We start from the raw sequence: 15,089 nt of genomic DNA, 5'->3' as shown, positions 1-15,089 counted from the left end.
CGGCTCAGACGATCTGTGAGGTGGTGGGGGTGGCTTCGAACGTGACACATCGAGGCGTGAGTGTCACATTGCCGTGACGGGGGGTACCCGCGCGGACGGAGGCGAGGGGGCAGGGATCAGCGCTGACCCTGGTACAGCTTCTTCACGGTCACACCGGCGAAGGCGATGACGCCGACGCAGACCAGGACCAGCAGGGCGGAGAAGAATGCCTCAAGCACGGGAACTCCTTGGAACGATCGGTATGGCAGCAGTACGGCGCCGGGCCCCAGCCTAATGGGTTGGGGCCCGGTCCGTCGGTTCGGGGTTTGCCCGGGGGGCCGCCGAAGGAGCAGGTCAGCCCAGCAGCTGGTTCTGCAGGATCAGCGTCTGGTGGAACGGAACGCTCTCCGTGCCCTCCTTGCCCTTGCGGGACTGGACGACGAGGGCGAGCGTGTCGCCGGCGAGCAGGTACCCCTGGCGGACCTGCGCCGCGCCGTACGGCTTCCCCTCGCCGTACACGTACGACGCGGTGCCCGCCACCTTGCCGGCGCCGTTCCAGCCTTCGTCGAGGACCATCCCGGACGTCTCGGACGTCCCGACGAGCGGCACCCCGGAGAGGGTGCCGTCAACGATCGAGTCCCTGAAGTACTGGGCGAAGGCCGTCGAGTTGAACTGGACGAGATAGATCCGGGCCGATGTGCCGTCCGGCATGGTCCAGCCGCGGGCGGCGACGTGGCGCGGAGCGGAGTCCTTCAGTACCTGCGTGATGTCGGAGCGCTCCCCCTTCACATACTCGGAGAGGTACTGCTCCGTGCTCACCCAGCCGCCGTCGAGCTTCTCGTCCACGGTTGCGCCGGCCGGGGCGGGCAGCAGCAGACGCCGCAGATCGGCGTGGTGGATCTCGGCGACATTGCCGTCGCTGAACGGCCGGGGCGAACCGGCCGGGAGCGCGGGCAGGCTCAGCTCGGGATAGTCCCAGCGGCCGTCGCTCTCGGTGGCCAGACCGGGCACGTCGGTGCGCTCCATCGAGGTGATACCGAAGGCCGCACCGGCACCGAGACCCCCGAGGACCAGGGCGGCGACGGTCCACCGGGCGACGGCCCGCAGCACCCGCCGCGGCGGCCCGGGCGCCGACGGCGTGGACAGGGAAGGCTCGGGCACCTGCGGTGCGGACTCGGCTCCGGCGGGCGCGGTCTCGTCGGGCACGACTGCTTCGGACACGGTCTCGGTGGGCGCGGACGCCTCGGGCACGGTCTCCGCGGGCACGGTCTCCGCGGGCACGGTCTCGGTGGGTGCGGACTCCTCGGACACGGTCTCGGTGGGCGCGGACTCGTCCGGCGCGGCGGTCGATTCCGTCGTCTGCTCGGTCATACGTACTCCCCCGGAGACGTGATGTGGTTGAGCTGGTCCTTCAGCAGCTCGGCAACGGCCGCCCTGTCGAAGGGCGCGGTGCCGGACGCCGAGACGCTGATGCTCAGCTCGCCGTCGTACGCCATGCACTCCATGGACTCGATGGAGTCCTTGCTGTCCTTGCGCAGGAGGAAGCACTTGGCGTTCCTCGTGTGCCCCTGGATCTTCGGCCCCTGGCGGAAGAGGCCGAAGGCCTCGAAGAGATCCGACCTGACGTCATAGAGGTTCCGGACGGCCTTCTTGTCCTTCATCCGCATGATCTGGGTGTCGACCAGCAGATCGTTTCCGTCCGCCACATAGGAACGGACGGCGGTGCCCTCGATACGGAGCTTGTCGATCCGCTCTTCGTAGGCCCGGCGCTCCTTGCCCGCGAGACCGTGCGCTGTCTCCTTCACCGCTGCGGACGCCTTCTTGCCACTCTGCTCGCTGTCGTTGCCGCTCTCCCCGATGTCGGGGCCGAGCCGGTAGCCGCTCGGGACCGGCAGCAGCAGCTTGCTGAGCTCGGTGGAGGCCCTGCCCCGGGCCACATCACCGGCCGGATCATTGCCCGGCTTGTGCGCGGGCTTCTGCCAGAGGCCGGTCCTGGCGCTGCGGTCGGCGTTGTCCACCGTGGTTTTGGTGTACGCGGCTGCGCCGCCGACCGCGGCGATCACCAGCACGACGGGAAGCGCCGTGAGGATCACCCGGCGTGCCCGGCCGGGGGCGGTCGGGGGAAGGGGAGCGGCGGCGTTCTCGTCGGGCGTGGTCACCGGCGCGGTCACGTCGTTCACAGGCGCTCCAGCTGTCGCTCGGCCAGCGTTCGGAGGTCCTTCTTGCTGATCGGTACGGTGTCGTAGATGTGGATGTCGACCATGATGTCGCCGCGGTACACGATGGCCCTGGCCTGGTAGGACGGCAGATAGCCCGGCTTCCGGTCGGCCTCGTAGACGTAGTAGCGGCCGTTGCCGCTTCCCTTGAGCGGATCGCCTTCGTTGCCCGCGCCGATCTCGGTGCCGGGCATGTACGAAAGCTGGCCCTCGGCGAAGTCCACGGCCCCCTGGTCGACGCCCGAGCGGAACTGCACGAGATAGGTCTCGGCGGTGCGGTGCTGCCCGCGCTTCCAGACGGCGCCCGCAATCCGGCGCACGTCGATCTCCAGGAAGTACTCGTACATCGAGCCCTCTTCCTCGAAGGAGCGGGCGTACTCGTCCACTGCCAGCCAGCCGTCGCGGAAACCCAGCAACGACTTGTCGTCGCTCCAGCCCGCGGGTCTGTCGGCGAGCAGCTTGCGCAGGTCGCCGTCCGTCCTGACCCGACGGTCCTGGGACGCGGGCAGCGGGTCCGGGACCTTGCCCGCGGGCAGCGCCTTCGCCGGATACGCCAGATCGGGCTGCGACAGGGCGGGCAGCGGTGTCGGGGCGCGCCCGGCCTGCACGTCGTAGCCCACGGCGGTGCCGCCGGCGATACCGAGCACCGCGGCAGCGGCGATCAGCAGGGTCGTACGCCCACGCGGGCGCTTCGTGACGGGAGCGGCGACCGCAGGCACGGGCGCGGACTCCGGCTCGACCGCAGGCACGGGCGCGGTCACCGGCATGGGCGGCTCTGCGGCGCGGTCGGTGCCTCTTCCTCGGCGGGCGGCTCGACCTGCCCGTCAGGAATGGTGTCTTTCGGTTTCAAAAGGGGTCCCCCCACGAGACCTGAGGCGCAGATTCCGTTATCCGCGCACACAGCTGACACTCACCGAGGCCATGAGGTTGCCCACCCGACGATTACAGTTCGGCATATGCCGAAGAAGCTCGTGATCAAGGTAACTGCCGGTGCCGACTCAGCCGAGCGCTGCTCGCAGGCGTTCACGGTGGCCGCGGTCGCCGTCGCCAGCGGCGTGGAGGTCTCGCTCTGGCTGACCGGGGAATCCTCGTGGTTCGCGCTGCCGGGGCGCGCCGCCGAGTTCGAATTGCCGCATGCCGCGCCGCTGCCGGATCTGATCGAGTCGATCCAGGCGGGCGGGCAGATCACCCTCTGCACGCAGTGTGCCGCCCGTCGCGACATCACCGAGCAGGACGTCCTGGAGGGCGTACGCATCGCGGGCGCCCAGGTGTTCGTCAGCGAGACCATGGCCGACGGCGTCCAGGCCCTTGTCTACTGACGCGCCCGCGCCCGTACCCACTACTGCCGTTTCTTGCCGTCGAGCTCGTCCCACCACTCGTCGGACTGCGGGTCGCCGGACGGATCGTCCCACCAGCGGTCCTCCGGGCCCCGCCGGTTGGCGACCATGGCCGCGATGGGCGGGATGACCATGGCGACGAGGCACATCGCTATGGCAGCGGGCATCGACCACAGCCTGACAAAGGCCCAGGCCGATACGAAGAGGACGATGCAGCCGCCCATCATCAGGAAATAGACGCGACGGCGTCGGGCGTACATGATTCAAGCGTAGGCCCGTTCCCCGCCCACGCTAACGGCGCGAACGGGCCGTACCCCGCATCAGAAGGCGTCCCGCCCCGGGGTACGGCCCTTCGGCCGGCAAGGCGGCGCGAGGCCGCGTTCGGAACCGGCGCCCCTCCCGGCAAGCTTTGCCCCGTCGGGCAAACGTTGCCGGTCACGGCACTAGACGGCGATGGCGACCTCGAAGAGGCCGCCGGTCTGCGCCACGACCGTGCGGTCGGCGCTGCCGCCCGGGACGAGGGCGCGCAGCGTCCACGTCCCCTCGGCCGCGTAGAAGCGGAACTGTCCGGTCGCCGAGGTCGGGACCTCCGCGGTGAACTCGCCCGTCGAGTCCAGCAGGCGCACGTAACCGGTGACGGGCTCGCCGTCGCGGGTCACGCTGCCCTGGATGGTGGTCTCACCGGGCTTGATGGTCGAAGCGTCGGGGCCGCCGGCCTTTGCTCCACACATGGTGTTCTGTCCTTCTGGGTCGGGGGTCGGAGGTCGTCCTGGTCCGGGGCGTGCGGAGTTACTTGTTGGCGCCGAGCTCGATCGGCACGCCCACGAGGGAGCCGTACTCGGTCCACGAACCGTCGTAGTTCTTGACGTTCTCCTGGCCGAGCAGCTCGTGCAACACGAACCAGGTGAGCGCGGAGCGCTCGCCGATACGGCAGTACGCGATGGTGTCCTTCGCCAGGTCGACCTGCTCGTCCTCGTAGAGGGCCTTGAGCTCGTCGTCCGACTTGAAGGTGCCGTCGTCGTTGGCGTTCTTCGACCACGGGATGTTGCGGGCGGTCGGCACGTGGCCGGGGCGCTGGGACTGCTCCTGCGGCAGGTGCGCCGGGGCGAGCAGCTTGCCGCTGAACTCGTCGGGCGAACGCACGTCGACCAGGTTCTGGTTGCCGATCGCCTTCACGACGTCGTCGCGGTAGGCGCGGATCGACTCGTCCTGTGGCTGGGCCTTGTACTCAGTGGCCGGGCGGGATGCGATCTGGTCGCCGTCGACCAGGTCGCGGGAGTCGAGCTCCCACTTCTTGCGGCCGCCGTCGAGCAGGCGAACGTCCTGGTGGCCATAGAGCTTGAAGTACCAGAACGCGTAGGACGCGAACCAGTTGTTGTTGCCGCCGTACAGGACGACAGTGGTGTCGTTGCCGATGCCCTTCTCGGACAGCAGCTTCTCGAAGCCGGCCTGGTCGACGACGTCACGGCGGACCGGGTCCTGGAGGTCCCTGGTCCAGTCGATCCGGATCGCGTTCTTGATGTGGTTCTTCTCGTACGCCGAGGTGTCCTCGTCGACCTCGACGAGAGCGATCTCCGGGTCGTCGATGTGGGCCTCGACCCAGTCGGCGTCTACCAGGACGTCACTGCGGCTCATTCTGTTCTCCTCCGGGGCAGTATGCGGCGAGATGATGCGAGACGGTGCGTGATGCGGATGTACGGGCGGCGCAGGGCGCGGCACACGTGCACGAACGGGATGGGCCCTGACTTCGGCCGAAGGGCCGGGTGAATGCGGGGTGGGCCGAAGGCTCCCGCTCAGACAGTGCGACAGAGCATGGCGGCGACGCGGCACAGGTCCACTGCCCGCCGCTTCGTGAGATCCGCCCGTCCCCGCTGTGGGAGACCGCCAATAGAGCACTGCATGGGACCGATCGTAGGGAGGTACGGGCGGACGTGTCACCGCCGTGTCGCATCCTGAGAAGCTATCGTCCGCGATGCGAGACATGAGTGAGGTCGCGACACCCCTCGCGCCGCCCTCTCGCCGTCGGCGCCCCTCGGCCATCTACGGATCGGACGCAGCCGTCTCAATATGTGGCGCACAGGTCGTTGAACTGGATCGTTGAACAGGGTCGTTGAAGCCCTACCCGCCCGCGGCAGGGCTCATCCAGCAAGCAGTACGTCCGTACCGGCCACCGAGATCTCCAGGCCGTCGGCGGTCGGCTGGACCTTCTGCAGCTCCAGACCGCTGGGCAGGCCGCCGATCTCCCGTTCGAAGTCGGATTTCTGGCGCACCATGTCCTCCAGCCCGGGGATGCCCTCACCCGGCACCTCGTCCGCGCGCACCTTGATTGTGTGGCCGTCGACCAGGGTGACGGTGGAGAGCACAGTGCGCGAGAGCGGGTTGCCGAGGACGTCGACCGTGCCGGTCACCTTCACCTTGCCGTTGCCGCCGTACTCGACGACGACGCCGTCGCTGGCGACCTTGGTCAGGTCCTCGTAGGAGATGACCGCGGAGCCGGTGGCGCGGGCGGCGGTGGCACTGGAGTAGCCGTCGGCCAGCTTCACCTCGTGCAGTGCGGCGTTCATCCGGCTGATCCGGATCCTGCGGCCGTCGGCGTCGGTCTCTATGCCGGTGATCTTGACGTCCACCTCGTCGAGCTGCGATCCGGCAACCTGCGTCAGGAACGGAAATCCCTTGATGGAGACGTCCGTCGAGCCGGTCGTGGCGCCGGTGACCTGGACCCGCCCCTCGACCTCCGACTCGGCGAAGTACACCGCCGCCCGGTCGACGGCGATGAAGATCCCGCCCAGAACCACCACTATGACCAGTAGCACTCGCAGTGCACGCATGCCCGCTCTTCCCCCACCCTGCATCCGGCCGGACCCCTGGCGCCTGTGCGTCCACTGTGCATGCACAGCGCGCCCAGGATGATCGACGAACGGGCACCCCCCTTCGGTTCCCGGGGAGCGGTACCGGTCCGCGCTACGAGATCGCGCGGCCGATCAGATAGACGGCGGGGGTCGCGGCGGTGAGCGGCAGTGCCACCCCCGCCGTCATGTGGACGAATCGTGACGGATAGTCGTAGCTCGCCACCCGCAGCCCGATCAGTGCGCAACCGCCCGCCGCGACGCCGAGCAGCGCACCCTTCATACCGAAATCGGTGAATGCCCCCGCCACGGCACCGGCGCCCGCGGCGGCGAGCAGCGCCACCACGACCGACGCCGGTCCCAGCAACGGCAGCGCGCGGACGAGCACGGCAACCGCGACGGCCACCCCGCCCACCGTCACCGCGTCCGGGACCGCCGCGAGCTGCCCGGCGGCCAGGACCGAGAGGGCGGCCGACGCGACGGTGGCCATCAGCCCCTGCATCCGCTCGTCGGCGCCCGCGTGGCTGCGCAGTTGGAGGACCACGGTGAGCAGCACCCAGATGCCGAGGGTGCCGAGGATGGCGGCCGGTGCGTTCTCCCGGCCGGCGGCGAGCAGCGCGATGTCGGCGACGAGGCCGCCGGCGAACGCCAGCGCGATGCCCTGCCGGGCCGGCCACATACCGTTGAGCCGGAACCAGCCGGCCGCGGTCACGGCCTGGAGCAGCACCAGCGGTACGAGCAGGGCGTACGGCCCGATCGCGGCGCCGAGGGCGAGCAGCAGCCCGATTCCCGCGGTGATCCCGGCGGGCTGCATACCCGGCGCGATGATCGGCGAGCGGCCCTCGGCCCGGGCGCGCTGGGTGTCGGTGATGCGGCTGTTGCCCAGGGTGGTGGGTGCGCTGTATCCGGCGGCGTCGTGCGCGGACGGAGCGGCGGCAGAGGGAGCGTCGGCGCGTACGGCAGCCCGGACCGGCTCGGCGGCGACGGGTCCGGCGGGGGTCTCGGGAGGCAGCGGGTAGGAGCCGGAGGCGCCCCGCGGCTGCGGATGGGGCGGCTGATATGCGGTCTCGGCGGCGGCCGGAACTGACTGCACGGGCTGCTGCACGGGCTGAGCGGGCTGAGCGGGCTGCACGGGCTGGGCGGCCTGGATGGTCGGCTGGTACTGGGTGTCCCAGGTCTGGCCCTCCCAGGTCTGCGTGACACCGGGGTCCTGCGGGTCATGGGCCGCGAGTGAGGGCTCCTGCATGTGCCCGGTCGGCCACACGGGCCCGGGGTTCACCTGTGACGCCTGGTTCGGGTCGTACGGGCCGTGTGCCTGCTGCGGGGCTCCGTACGGGACCTGCTGACCGTACGACTGCGTGCCGTAGGAGGCGTCCCCGTAGGAGGCGTCCCCGTACGCCTGCCGCCCGTAGGACTGGTCGCCGGACACCTGGCCGTCGTAGGACTGGCCACCGGACGCCCGGACGCCGTAGGACTGGTCCGCGTACGGCTGCGCGCCGTAGGACTGGTCGCCATGGGACTGCGCGCCGTAGGACTGGTCGCCGTAGGACTGCGCGCCGTAGGACTGGTCGCCATAGGACTGGTCGCCATAGGACTGCTGCCCGTACGACGGCGAGGGCTGCTGCTGTCCGTACGGCTGGGCGGGCTGCGGCTCCTGGCCGTTCAGCGGGTCGTACCCGGGCCCGTACCCGTAGCCCTGGCCCTGGTCCTGTCCGTACGGATGCTGCTGATCGTTGCTGCTCATGTTCTGCGGTTCACCCTCCTGCGAACGGCGGGAGCACCTCGACCGTGCCGCCCTCGGCAAGGCGTACGGTCTCATGACTGCGGGTCCCCACGGGGTCGCCGTCGATGAGGAACGAGCACCTTTGCAGCACACGGGTGAGCTCACCGGGGTGCCGCTCACGCACCGCGTCGAGCGCCTCGGCGAGGGTCGCAGCTGTGTACGGCTCCTCCGCGGTCCCGGCGGCGGCCTTGGCGGCGGCCCAGTAGCGGATCGTTCCCGCAGGCATGGCGGCACTCCTCTTGTCTCGCATCAGCTGTCCATCATGAATCACGACGCCGCCGCCCAGGCGCCGATGCGGGTGAGCAAGCTCTCGTCGGCGGCGTTCTGCGCGCCGCATCGCGGGCCGGTCCACCGAGCCGATGAAACCGTGCGCGACCACGACCGCAGTACCGTCGAAGGATGTTTCCGCACCGGACCCGGAATCTGCCGTACACGGCTTGTACACCGCCTCGATACGGACCCCGTCATCGGTCCGCAATGTGCTGCGCAGAGGACCGGGCGTGATCAAGGGAACAGAGGAACTCCGAAATTGCCCCTCGGACACAGAACTCATGTGGGCTATTCTGCTGGGAAGAGGATCCGGGCAAAGCAGCCCCCGGATCCTTTTGTGCTTTCCAAACGTTGTTACGACGACGTTTCCACAAGCTCAGCGGTCCCGGGCCCCGGGACCGCACCAGTGCGAAAGCCAGCACGAAACGTACGAAGCAGTGCCGCATACTCCCCCGGGCCCAAGCCCGGGAGTGCCCCTCTCGCAGGGAACGAGGAGGACCGACGTAATGGGCGAGCGAACCGTGCACGATCACCGACCGAGGACACAGGCAGGTGGGCGGCGATGAGTTCACTGCTGCTCCTGACGAATGCCCTTCAACCGTCGACGGAGGTGCTCCCCGCACTCGGTCTCCTGCTGCACAGCGTGCGGGTGGCACCGGCCGAGGGCCCCGCTCTCATCGACACCCCCGGTGCCGATGTCATCCTGATCGACGGCCGCCGCGATCTGCCGCAGGTGCGGTCGCTGTGCCAACTGCTGCGGTCCACCGGACCGGGCTGTCCGCTGATCCTCGTCGTGACGGAGGGCGGTCTCGCGGCCGTCACCGCCGACTGGGGCATCGACGACGTACTGCTGGACACGGCGGGACCGGCCGAGGTCGAGGCCCGGCTGCGGCTGGCCACCGGCCGACAGCAGATCAGCTCCGCCGGCTCCCCGATGGAGATCCGTAACGGCGATCTGTCGGTCGACGAGGCGACGTACAGCGCGAAGCTGAAGGGCCGGGTCCTGGACCTGACCTTCAAGGAATTCGAACTGCTCAAATATCTGGCGCAGCACCCGGGCCGGGTCTTCACCCGCGCCCAGCTGCTCCAGGAGGTCTGGGGCTACGACTACTTCGGCGGTACGCGAACGGTCGACGTCCATGTGCGGCGGCTGCGCGCCAAGCTCGGCCCCGAGCACGAGTCGCTGATCGGCACGGTCCGCAATGTCGGCTACCGCTTCGTCGTACCGGAGAAGGTCGAGCGAGCCGCCGAGGAGGCCAAGGCGCAGGCCGTGGCGAAGGCAGCGGCGAAGGCAGCCGCCGAACCCGTAACCCGTTCGGCGCAACCGACGGCGGCCGAGGTCGTGAAAGAAGCCCCGGTCCGAGCTGCCAACAGGTAGATCCATCCGCGTAGACTGCCGCGCGTGGCCAAGGTGACGCGGGACGATGTGGCGAGACTGGCGGGTACGTCGACCGCAGTCGTCAGCTACGTCATCAACAACGGACCCAGGCCGGTCGCCCCGGCCACGCGCGAGCGGGTACTCGCCGCGATCAAGGAGCTGGGGTACCGGCCCGACCGGGTTGCCCAGGCGATGGCCTCACGGCGGACCGACCTCATAGGGATGATCGTGCCGGACGCCCGGCAGCCGTTCTTCGCGGAGATGGCGCACGCGGTCGAACAGGCCGCCGCCGAGCGCGGAAAAATGGTGCTCGTCGGCAACTCCGACTACCGGGACGAGCGCGAGGTCCACTATCTGCGGGCCTTCCTCGGCATGCGGGTCTCCGGGCTGATCCTGGTCAGCCAGGGCCCCAGCGAGCGGGCGGCGGCCGAGATAGAGGCATGGGACGCGCGGGTCGTGCTGCTGCACGAACGGCCCGAGGCGATCGACGATGTCGCGGTCGTCACGGACGACATCGGCGGCGCCCAGCTCGCCACCCGGCATCTCCTCGAACACGGCAACGAGTACGTGGCGTGCCTCGGCGGCATGGAGTCCACCCCGTCGGTCGGTGACCCGGTCGCCGACCACGTCGAGGGCTGGCGCCGTGCGATGCACGAGTCGGGGCGCTCGACGGAGGGCCGGCTCTTCCAGGCCCCGTACAACCGTTACGACGCCTATCAGGTGGCGCTGGAACTGCTCGCGGGACCGGACAGGCCGCCGGCGATCTTCTGCGCGACGGACGACCAGGCCATCGGTGTGCTGCGGGCCGCCCGCGAGCTTCGGATCGATGTGCCCGGGGATCTCGCGGTGGCGGGCTTCGACGACGTGAAGGAAGCCGGTCTGACCGATCCGCCACTGACGACGGTCTTCTCGGACCGCCCGGCGATGGCACGGGCGGCCGTGGACCTGGTGCTCGACGACTCGTTGCGGGTGTCGGGGTCGCGGCGGGAGCGGCTGAAGCAGTTCCCGTCGGCGCTCGTGGTGCGGCGGTCGTGCGGGTGCGGGGAGCCCACGGTCGGGGCGCGATAGGCCCGGTCGGGCCGTTTCCCCGTATTCTCTGTCGGGTCGGGGCCGCATTCTCTGTCGGGTCGGGGCCGCACCTCCGCCGTACTCCCTATATATCGCCGCACTCCCTTATATCGGGCATACGAGGTTCTACCGGGCTTCTCAGCGGGCGCTCAGGTTTCTCTCATCTTCGCCGGACACGCTCTTAGACATGACAAAGAGCCAGCGCCCGAGCGGCGAGTACCCTATGTACCCCTCGTACGGCAACGGTGATGCGTCCTACCCGCAGCCGCCGTCCTACGAGCCCACGCAGCCGATCGCGACGGGCCCCGGAACCACCGTGTGGCCCGGCCAGGGCGGCGCCGGCGGGCACCACGACGGCGGGAACGGGGACAACGGCGAGGACGGCGGTTACGCCTCCGACCTCCCGCAGTCCGCCCCCGAGTCGGCCGCGCCCCGGCGGGCCGGACGGCCGGTCGCCCTCCTGGCGACCGTGGCGATCGTGGCGGCGGTCGTCGGCGGCGGCACCGCCACCGTCATCAACCAGTTCACCGGCAACGGCGCGAACGGCACGGACGGCGGCGTCATCCCGGGCACCACCGTCTCGCAGAGCAGCAAGGGCAGCGTCGCCGGTGTCGCCGAGGCCGTCACGCCGATGATCGTCGAGGTCAACGCGACCTCGCCTACGGGCACATCCACCGGCTCCGGCGTGGTCATCACGTCCGACGGCGAGGTCGTCACCAACAACCACGTCATCTCCGGCGCCTCCTCGATCGAGGTGACGCTCAGCACGGGCAAGACGTACACCGCGGATGTCGTCGGCACCGACCCCGACAAGGACCTCGCCCTCATCAAGCTCCGGGATGCGAGCGGGCTGAAGACGGCCACACTGGGCGACTCCTCGGAGGTCTCGGTCGGCGACCAGGTCGTCGCGATCGGCTCTCCGGAGGGTCTCACCGGCACCGTCACCAGTGGCATCGTCTCCGCGCTCGACCGCGATGTCACGGTCGCCAAGGACGACAGCAGCGGCCAGGGACAGGGCTGGTGGGGCGGCGAGGAGTGGCCGTTCGAGTTCGGCGGCCAGCAGTTCAACGGCGACACCGGCAACTCCACGACCACGTACAAGGCCATCCAGACCGACGCCTCGCTCAACCCCGGTAACTCCGGTGGCGCGCTCATCAATATGGACGGCGAAGTCATCGGCATCAACTCCGCGATGTACTCGGCGAGTTCGCCAGACGGATCCAGCAGCGCCGACGCGGGCAGCGTGGGTCTCGGCTTCGCCATCCCGGTGAACACACTCAAGGCCGACCTCGACACCCTGCGGGCCGGCAACAGCTCCTGAGGAGACAGCCATGCAGCACCCCACCGACACCCCCACCGGCCCGGCCGACCTGGCCCTGCCCCTCGCGCTCGTCGCGGAACTGACCCCGGAACCGGCCGCGCGCGAGACTGCCGGGACGTCCCGCACCCCGGAGGTCCGTACCGGGAGCCGCAAGCGCCGGGCCGCGCGGCGACGTGCCGCGGCCGCGCGAGGCTGAGAGCACGGAAGGCCCCGTGGCCCTGAGGCCTGCGGCCCCGGAGACCCGCGCCCCTGAGGCCCACACCCCGGAGGCCCGTACCGCGGCCCGCAGGCGCCGGGCCGCGCGACGACGTACCGCGGCCGTGCGAGGCTGAGAGCACGGCGGGCCCGCGGCCCGCCCCCGCAGCCCGGCACGAGAAAAGGACAACGAGCGATGAGCCCCGCCGAAGACGATCCGCAGCGCATCCTGATCGTCGACGACGAGCCCGCCGTGCGTGAGGCCCTGCAACGCAGTCTCGCGTTCGAGGGGTACGGCACCGAGGTCGCCGTCGACGGTCTCGACGCCCTCACCAGGGCCGAGTCGTACGACCCCGACCTCATCGTCCTCGACATCCAGATGCCGCGGATGGACGGCCTGACGGCGGCCCGCCGGCTCCGCTCCGCCGGCACCACCACCCCCATCCTGATGCTCACCGCGCGCGACACCGTCGGCGACCGGGTCACCGGTCTCGACGCGGGCGCCGACGACTACCTGGTCAAGCCCTTCGAGCTGGACGAGCTCTTCGCCCGCATCCGGGCCCTGCTGCGCCGCAGCTCGTACACGGCCGCGGCGGGCGACGCCATCCCCGACGACAATGTGCTGGCCTTCGCCGATCTGCGGATGAACCTGGCCACCCGCGAGGTCACCCGGGGCATGCGCCGGGTCGAGCTGACCCGTACCGAATTCACCCTGCTGGAGATGTTCCTGGCACACCCGCGGCAGGTGCTGACCCGCGAGCAGATCCTCAAGGCGGTGTGGGGCTTCGACTTCGAACCGAGCTCCAACTCCCTGGACGTGTACGTGATGTACCTGCGCCGCAAGACGGAGGCGGGCGGCGAACCCCGGCTCGTGCACACGGTGCGTGGGGTCGGTTACGCGCTCCGCTCCGGCGGCGGTGACGGATGACCAAGACCCTGCACCGGCTCCGCGCCCTGCCGCTGCGGACCCGGCTCGCGCTGCTGGTGGCGACGGCGGTGGCGGTCGCGGTGGCGGCGGTCGCGGCGTCCTGCTGGTTCGTGACGAAGGCGCAGCTGAACCAGCAGATGGACAACTCGCTGCGCAGCTCCAAGGTCGACAGAACCTACCTGGCAGACCTGTACTCCTACTGCCGGGGCACCACCCCGGTGCCGCCCCCGCCGTTCACCAGCGGATACACCGTTCAGCTCGTCGACTCCCAGGGCACGGTGTGCACCGCCCGCAAGAAATCGGCGCTCCCCGTGAGCCCGGCCGACATCGCAGTGGCCGAAGGGCAGCAGAACTACGCCCTGCACTCGGCCAAGGCCGAGAACGGGAAGGAGATGCGGGTCTACACCTACCCGCTGGCCCCCGGGGTGACGTCGGGCAGCATCGCCGTGTCCATCGCCCGCCCGATGAGCGAGGTCGACAAGCCGCTCTCCGCCCTCGCCTGGGTGCTCCTCGTCGTCTCCGGCATCGGCGTGATCGGCGCCGGCGCGGCCGGCCTCTGGGTCGCCCGTACCGGCCTGCGCCCCGTCGACGAGCTCACCGAGGCGGTCGAGCATGTCGCCCGCACCGAGGACCTCACCGTCCGCATCCCGGTCGAGGGCGAGGACGAGATCGCCCGGCTGTCCCGCTCCTTCAACTCGATGACCGCTTCACTCGCCAGCTCCCGCGACCGTCAGGCCCAGCTGATCACGGATGCCGGCCACGAACTGCGGACACCGCTGACGTCCCTCCGTACCAACATCGAACTCCTCGCCCGCAGCGACGACACCGGCCGGGCCATCCCACCGGACGACCGCAAGGCCCTGATGAAGTCGGTCAAGGCGCAGATGACCGAGCTGGCCTCGCTCATCGGCGACCTCCAGGAACTGGCCCGCCCCGACGCGACGAACCCCGGCCCGCTCCAGGTCGTCGGCCTGCACGACATCGCGAACACGGCCCTGGAACGCGCCCGCCTGCGCGGCCCCGAGCTGACGATCCGGGCGGACCTGACGCCCTGGTACGTACGGGCCGAGTCGGCCGCCCTGGAGCGGGCGGTGGTCAACGTCCTGGACAACGCGGTCAAGTTCAGTCCGCCCCGCGGCACGATCGAGGTCGTACTGCGCGACGGCGTACTGACGGTACGGGACCACGGCCCCGGCATCCCCGCCGAGGACCTCCCCCACGTCTTCGAACGCTTCTGGCGTTCCCCGTCCGCCCGCCAGCTCCCCGGTTCGGGCCTGGGCCTGTCGATCGTCGCCCGCACGGTCCAGCAGTCGGGCGGCGAGGTCACCCTGCGCCCGGCGGACGGCGACGGCACGGTGGCGTCGATCAAACTGCCGGGGGCACCGCAGCCGCCGCCGGGGCTCTGAGCCCGGCCCGGAGCCGGGCGCGGAGCCGGCGACGGAACTCCGCAACGTACGGCGGCGCTCCCCCGCAGCAGATCAGGACACCCTTCACGTCCGTAGACCGCTGCCGATGGCACGCGCGGGTTCCTGGGTCAGCCCGACCGGCGCAGTCGAACGCACAGGGCCTTGTCCACGTCGACCTCCATGCGATGCTCGGCTTCGTCGCTCGGCACCGTGGTCACCGTGATGTCGGCGGCCACGGCCGGTACCACGCCGCGTCGACCGCCCTGCCGACGGCGGAGGGAACGCAACCTGTGCGATGCGTGCTCAGGCACGAAGGAACTCCTTCTGGTTCCTGCGTTCGGCGACCTCCGTGGGAACAATCA

General features: G+C 70.1%; 18 protein-coding genes. 7 read left to right on the top strand and 11 right to left on the bottom strand.

The features are described 5' to 3' along the window. Positions 1-333 precede the first annotated feature (333 nt). Genes ACZ3IC_RS29455 through ACZ3IC_RS29445 form a run of 3 tightly spaced genes read right to left on the bottom strand, consistent with a single transcriptional unit; the run spans position 334 to position 2,962 of the window. Positions 334-1,350 (bottom strand): hypothetical protein, encoded by a 1,017-nt coding sequence (locus ACZ3IC_RS29455; protein ID WP_467421048.1) that lies wholly within the window; start codon positions 1,348-1,350, stop codon positions 334-336. Continuing rightward, complete coding sequence (locus ACZ3IC_RS29450; RefSeq protein WP_467421046.1) at positions 1,347-2,159, bottom strand: hypothetical protein; 813 nt, start codon at positions 2,157-2,159, stop codon at positions 1,347-1,349. Before ACZ3IC_RS29450 ends, ACZ3IC_RS29455 begins: the two co-directional genes overlap by 4 nt. Continuing rightward, positions 2,156-2,962, bottom strand: a complete 807-nt coding sequence (locus tag ACZ3IC_RS29445; protein WP_467421044.1) for a hypothetical protein — start codon at positions 2,960-2,962, stop codon at positions 2,156-2,158. Before ACZ3IC_RS29445 ends, ACZ3IC_RS29450 begins: the two co-directional genes overlap by 4 nt. Before the next feature lie 189 nt (positions 2,963-3,151). Here ACZ3IC_RS29445 and ACZ3IC_RS29440 point away from each other — a divergent pair, with 189 nt between their 5' ends. Next, positions 3,152-3,514, top strand: coding sequence for a DsrE family protein (locus tag ACZ3IC_RS29440; protein ID WP_451091811.1), 363 nt, complete (start codon positions 3,152-3,154; stop codon positions 3,512-3,514). A gap of 20 nt (positions 3,515-3,534) precedes the next feature. Here the strand turns inward: ACZ3IC_RS29440 and ACZ3IC_RS29435 are convergent, their stop codons facing one another. The 7 genes from ACZ3IC_RS29435 to ACZ3IC_RS29405 form a co-directional block, all read right to left on the bottom strand. Beyond that, a complete protein-coding gene (locus ACZ3IC_RS29435; protein WP_467421040.1) occupies positions 3,535-3,792 on the bottom strand; it encodes a DUF3099 domain-containing protein in 258 nt (85 codons plus the stop codon). Positions 3,793-3,975: 183 nt separating this feature from the next. After that, positions 3,976-4,263, bottom strand: a complete 288-nt coding sequence (locus tag ACZ3IC_RS29430; protein WP_351200601.1) for a DUF1416 domain-containing protein — start codon at positions 4,261-4,263, stop codon at positions 3,976-3,978. 58 nt (positions 4,264-4,321) lie between these two features. Next, entirely contained in the window at positions 4,322-5,167 is an 846-nt protein-coding gene (locus ACZ3IC_RS29425) for a sulfurtransferase (protein WP_467421036.1), read from the bottom strand. Between the two features lie 158 nt (positions 5,168-5,325). After that, complete coding sequence (locus tag ACZ3IC_RS29420) at positions 5,326-5,433, bottom strand: putative leader peptide (protein WP_350983699.1); 108 nt, start codon at positions 5,431-5,433, stop codon at positions 5,326-5,328. A gap of 237 nt (positions 5,434-5,670) precedes the next feature. Beyond that, entirely contained in the window at positions 5,671-6,360 is a 690-nt protein-coding gene (locus tag ACZ3IC_RS29415) for an LmeA family phospholipid-binding protein (RefSeq protein ID WP_467421033.1), read from the bottom strand. Positions 6,361-6,493: 133 nt separating this feature from the next. Further along, the gene (locus ACZ3IC_RS29410; RefSeq protein ID WP_467421031.1) at positions 6,494-8,122 is read right to left on the bottom strand and encodes a hypothetical protein; all 1,629 of its coding nucleotides are present in this window, start codon (positions 8,120-8,122) and stop codon (positions 6,494-6,496) included. 10 nt (positions 8,123-8,132) lie between these two features. Beyond that, on the bottom strand, positions 8,133-8,387 hold the full coding sequence (locus tag ACZ3IC_RS29405; RefSeq protein WP_037695845.1) for a MoaD/ThiS family protein: 255 nt from the start codon (positions 8,385-8,387) through the stop codon (positions 8,133-8,135). Between the two features lie 606 nt (positions 8,388-8,993). On the opposite strand from ACZ3IC_RS29405, the gene ACZ3IC_RS29400 reads away from it, so the two are divergent. The 6 genes from ACZ3IC_RS29400 to ACZ3IC_RS29375 all read left to right on the top strand — a co-directional run bounded on the left by ACZ3IC_RS29400 (position 8,994) and on the right by ACZ3IC_RS29375 (position 14,727). After that, on the top strand, positions 8,994-9,809 hold the full coding sequence (locus tag ACZ3IC_RS29400; protein ID WP_467421028.1) for a response regulator transcription factor: 816 nt from the start codon (positions 8,994-8,996) through the stop codon (positions 9,807-9,809). A 24-nt stretch (positions 9,810-9,833) separates the two neighbouring features. Next, positions 9,834-10,877: a LacI family DNA-binding transcriptional regulator gene (locus tag ACZ3IC_RS29395; RefSeq protein ID WP_467421026.1), complete on the top strand. Its 1,044-nt coding sequence runs from the start codon at positions 9,834-9,836 to the stop codon at positions 10,875-10,877. Between the two features lie 187 nt (positions 10,878-11,064). Then, positions 11,065-12,198 carry a S1C family serine protease gene (locus ACZ3IC_RS29390; protein WP_467421023.1) on the top strand — a complete coding sequence of 378 codons (1,134 nt, stop codon included), beginning with the start codon at positions 11,065-11,067 and terminating at the stop codon, positions 12,196-12,198. A 10-nt stretch (positions 12,199-12,208) separates the two neighbouring features. Further along, positions 12,209-12,394 carry a hypothetical protein gene (locus tag ACZ3IC_RS29385; RefSeq protein ID WP_467421021.1) on the top strand — a complete coding sequence of 62 codons (186 nt, stop codon included), beginning with the start codon at positions 12,209-12,211 and terminating at the stop codon, positions 12,392-12,394. A gap of 195 nt (positions 12,395-12,589) precedes the next feature. Further along, positions 12,590-13,321, top strand: a complete 732-nt coding sequence (locus ACZ3IC_RS29380) for a response regulator transcription factor (RefSeq protein WP_467421018.1) — start codon at positions 12,590-12,592, stop codon at positions 13,319-13,321. Continuing rightward, positions 13,318-14,727, top strand: a complete 1,410-nt coding sequence (locus ACZ3IC_RS29375) for a sensor histidine kinase (protein WP_467421016.1) — start codon at positions 13,318-13,320, stop codon at positions 14,725-14,727. Before ACZ3IC_RS29380 ends, ACZ3IC_RS29375 begins: the two co-directional genes overlap by 4 nt. A gap of 128 nt (positions 14,728-14,855) precedes the next feature. Here the strand turns inward: ACZ3IC_RS29375 and ACZ3IC_RS29370 are convergent, their stop codons facing one another. After that, the gene (locus ACZ3IC_RS29370; RefSeq protein ID WP_467421014.1) at positions 14,856-15,038 is read right to left on the bottom strand and encodes a hypothetical protein; all 183 of its coding nucleotides are present in this window, start codon (positions 15,036-15,038) and stop codon (positions 14,856-14,858) included. Positions 15,039-15,089 lie beyond the last annotated feature (51 nt).

Source organism: Streptomyces sp. NPDC002958 (assembly GCF_055563255.1).
This window is presented reverse-complemented; position numbering and strand designations above follow the sequence as displayed.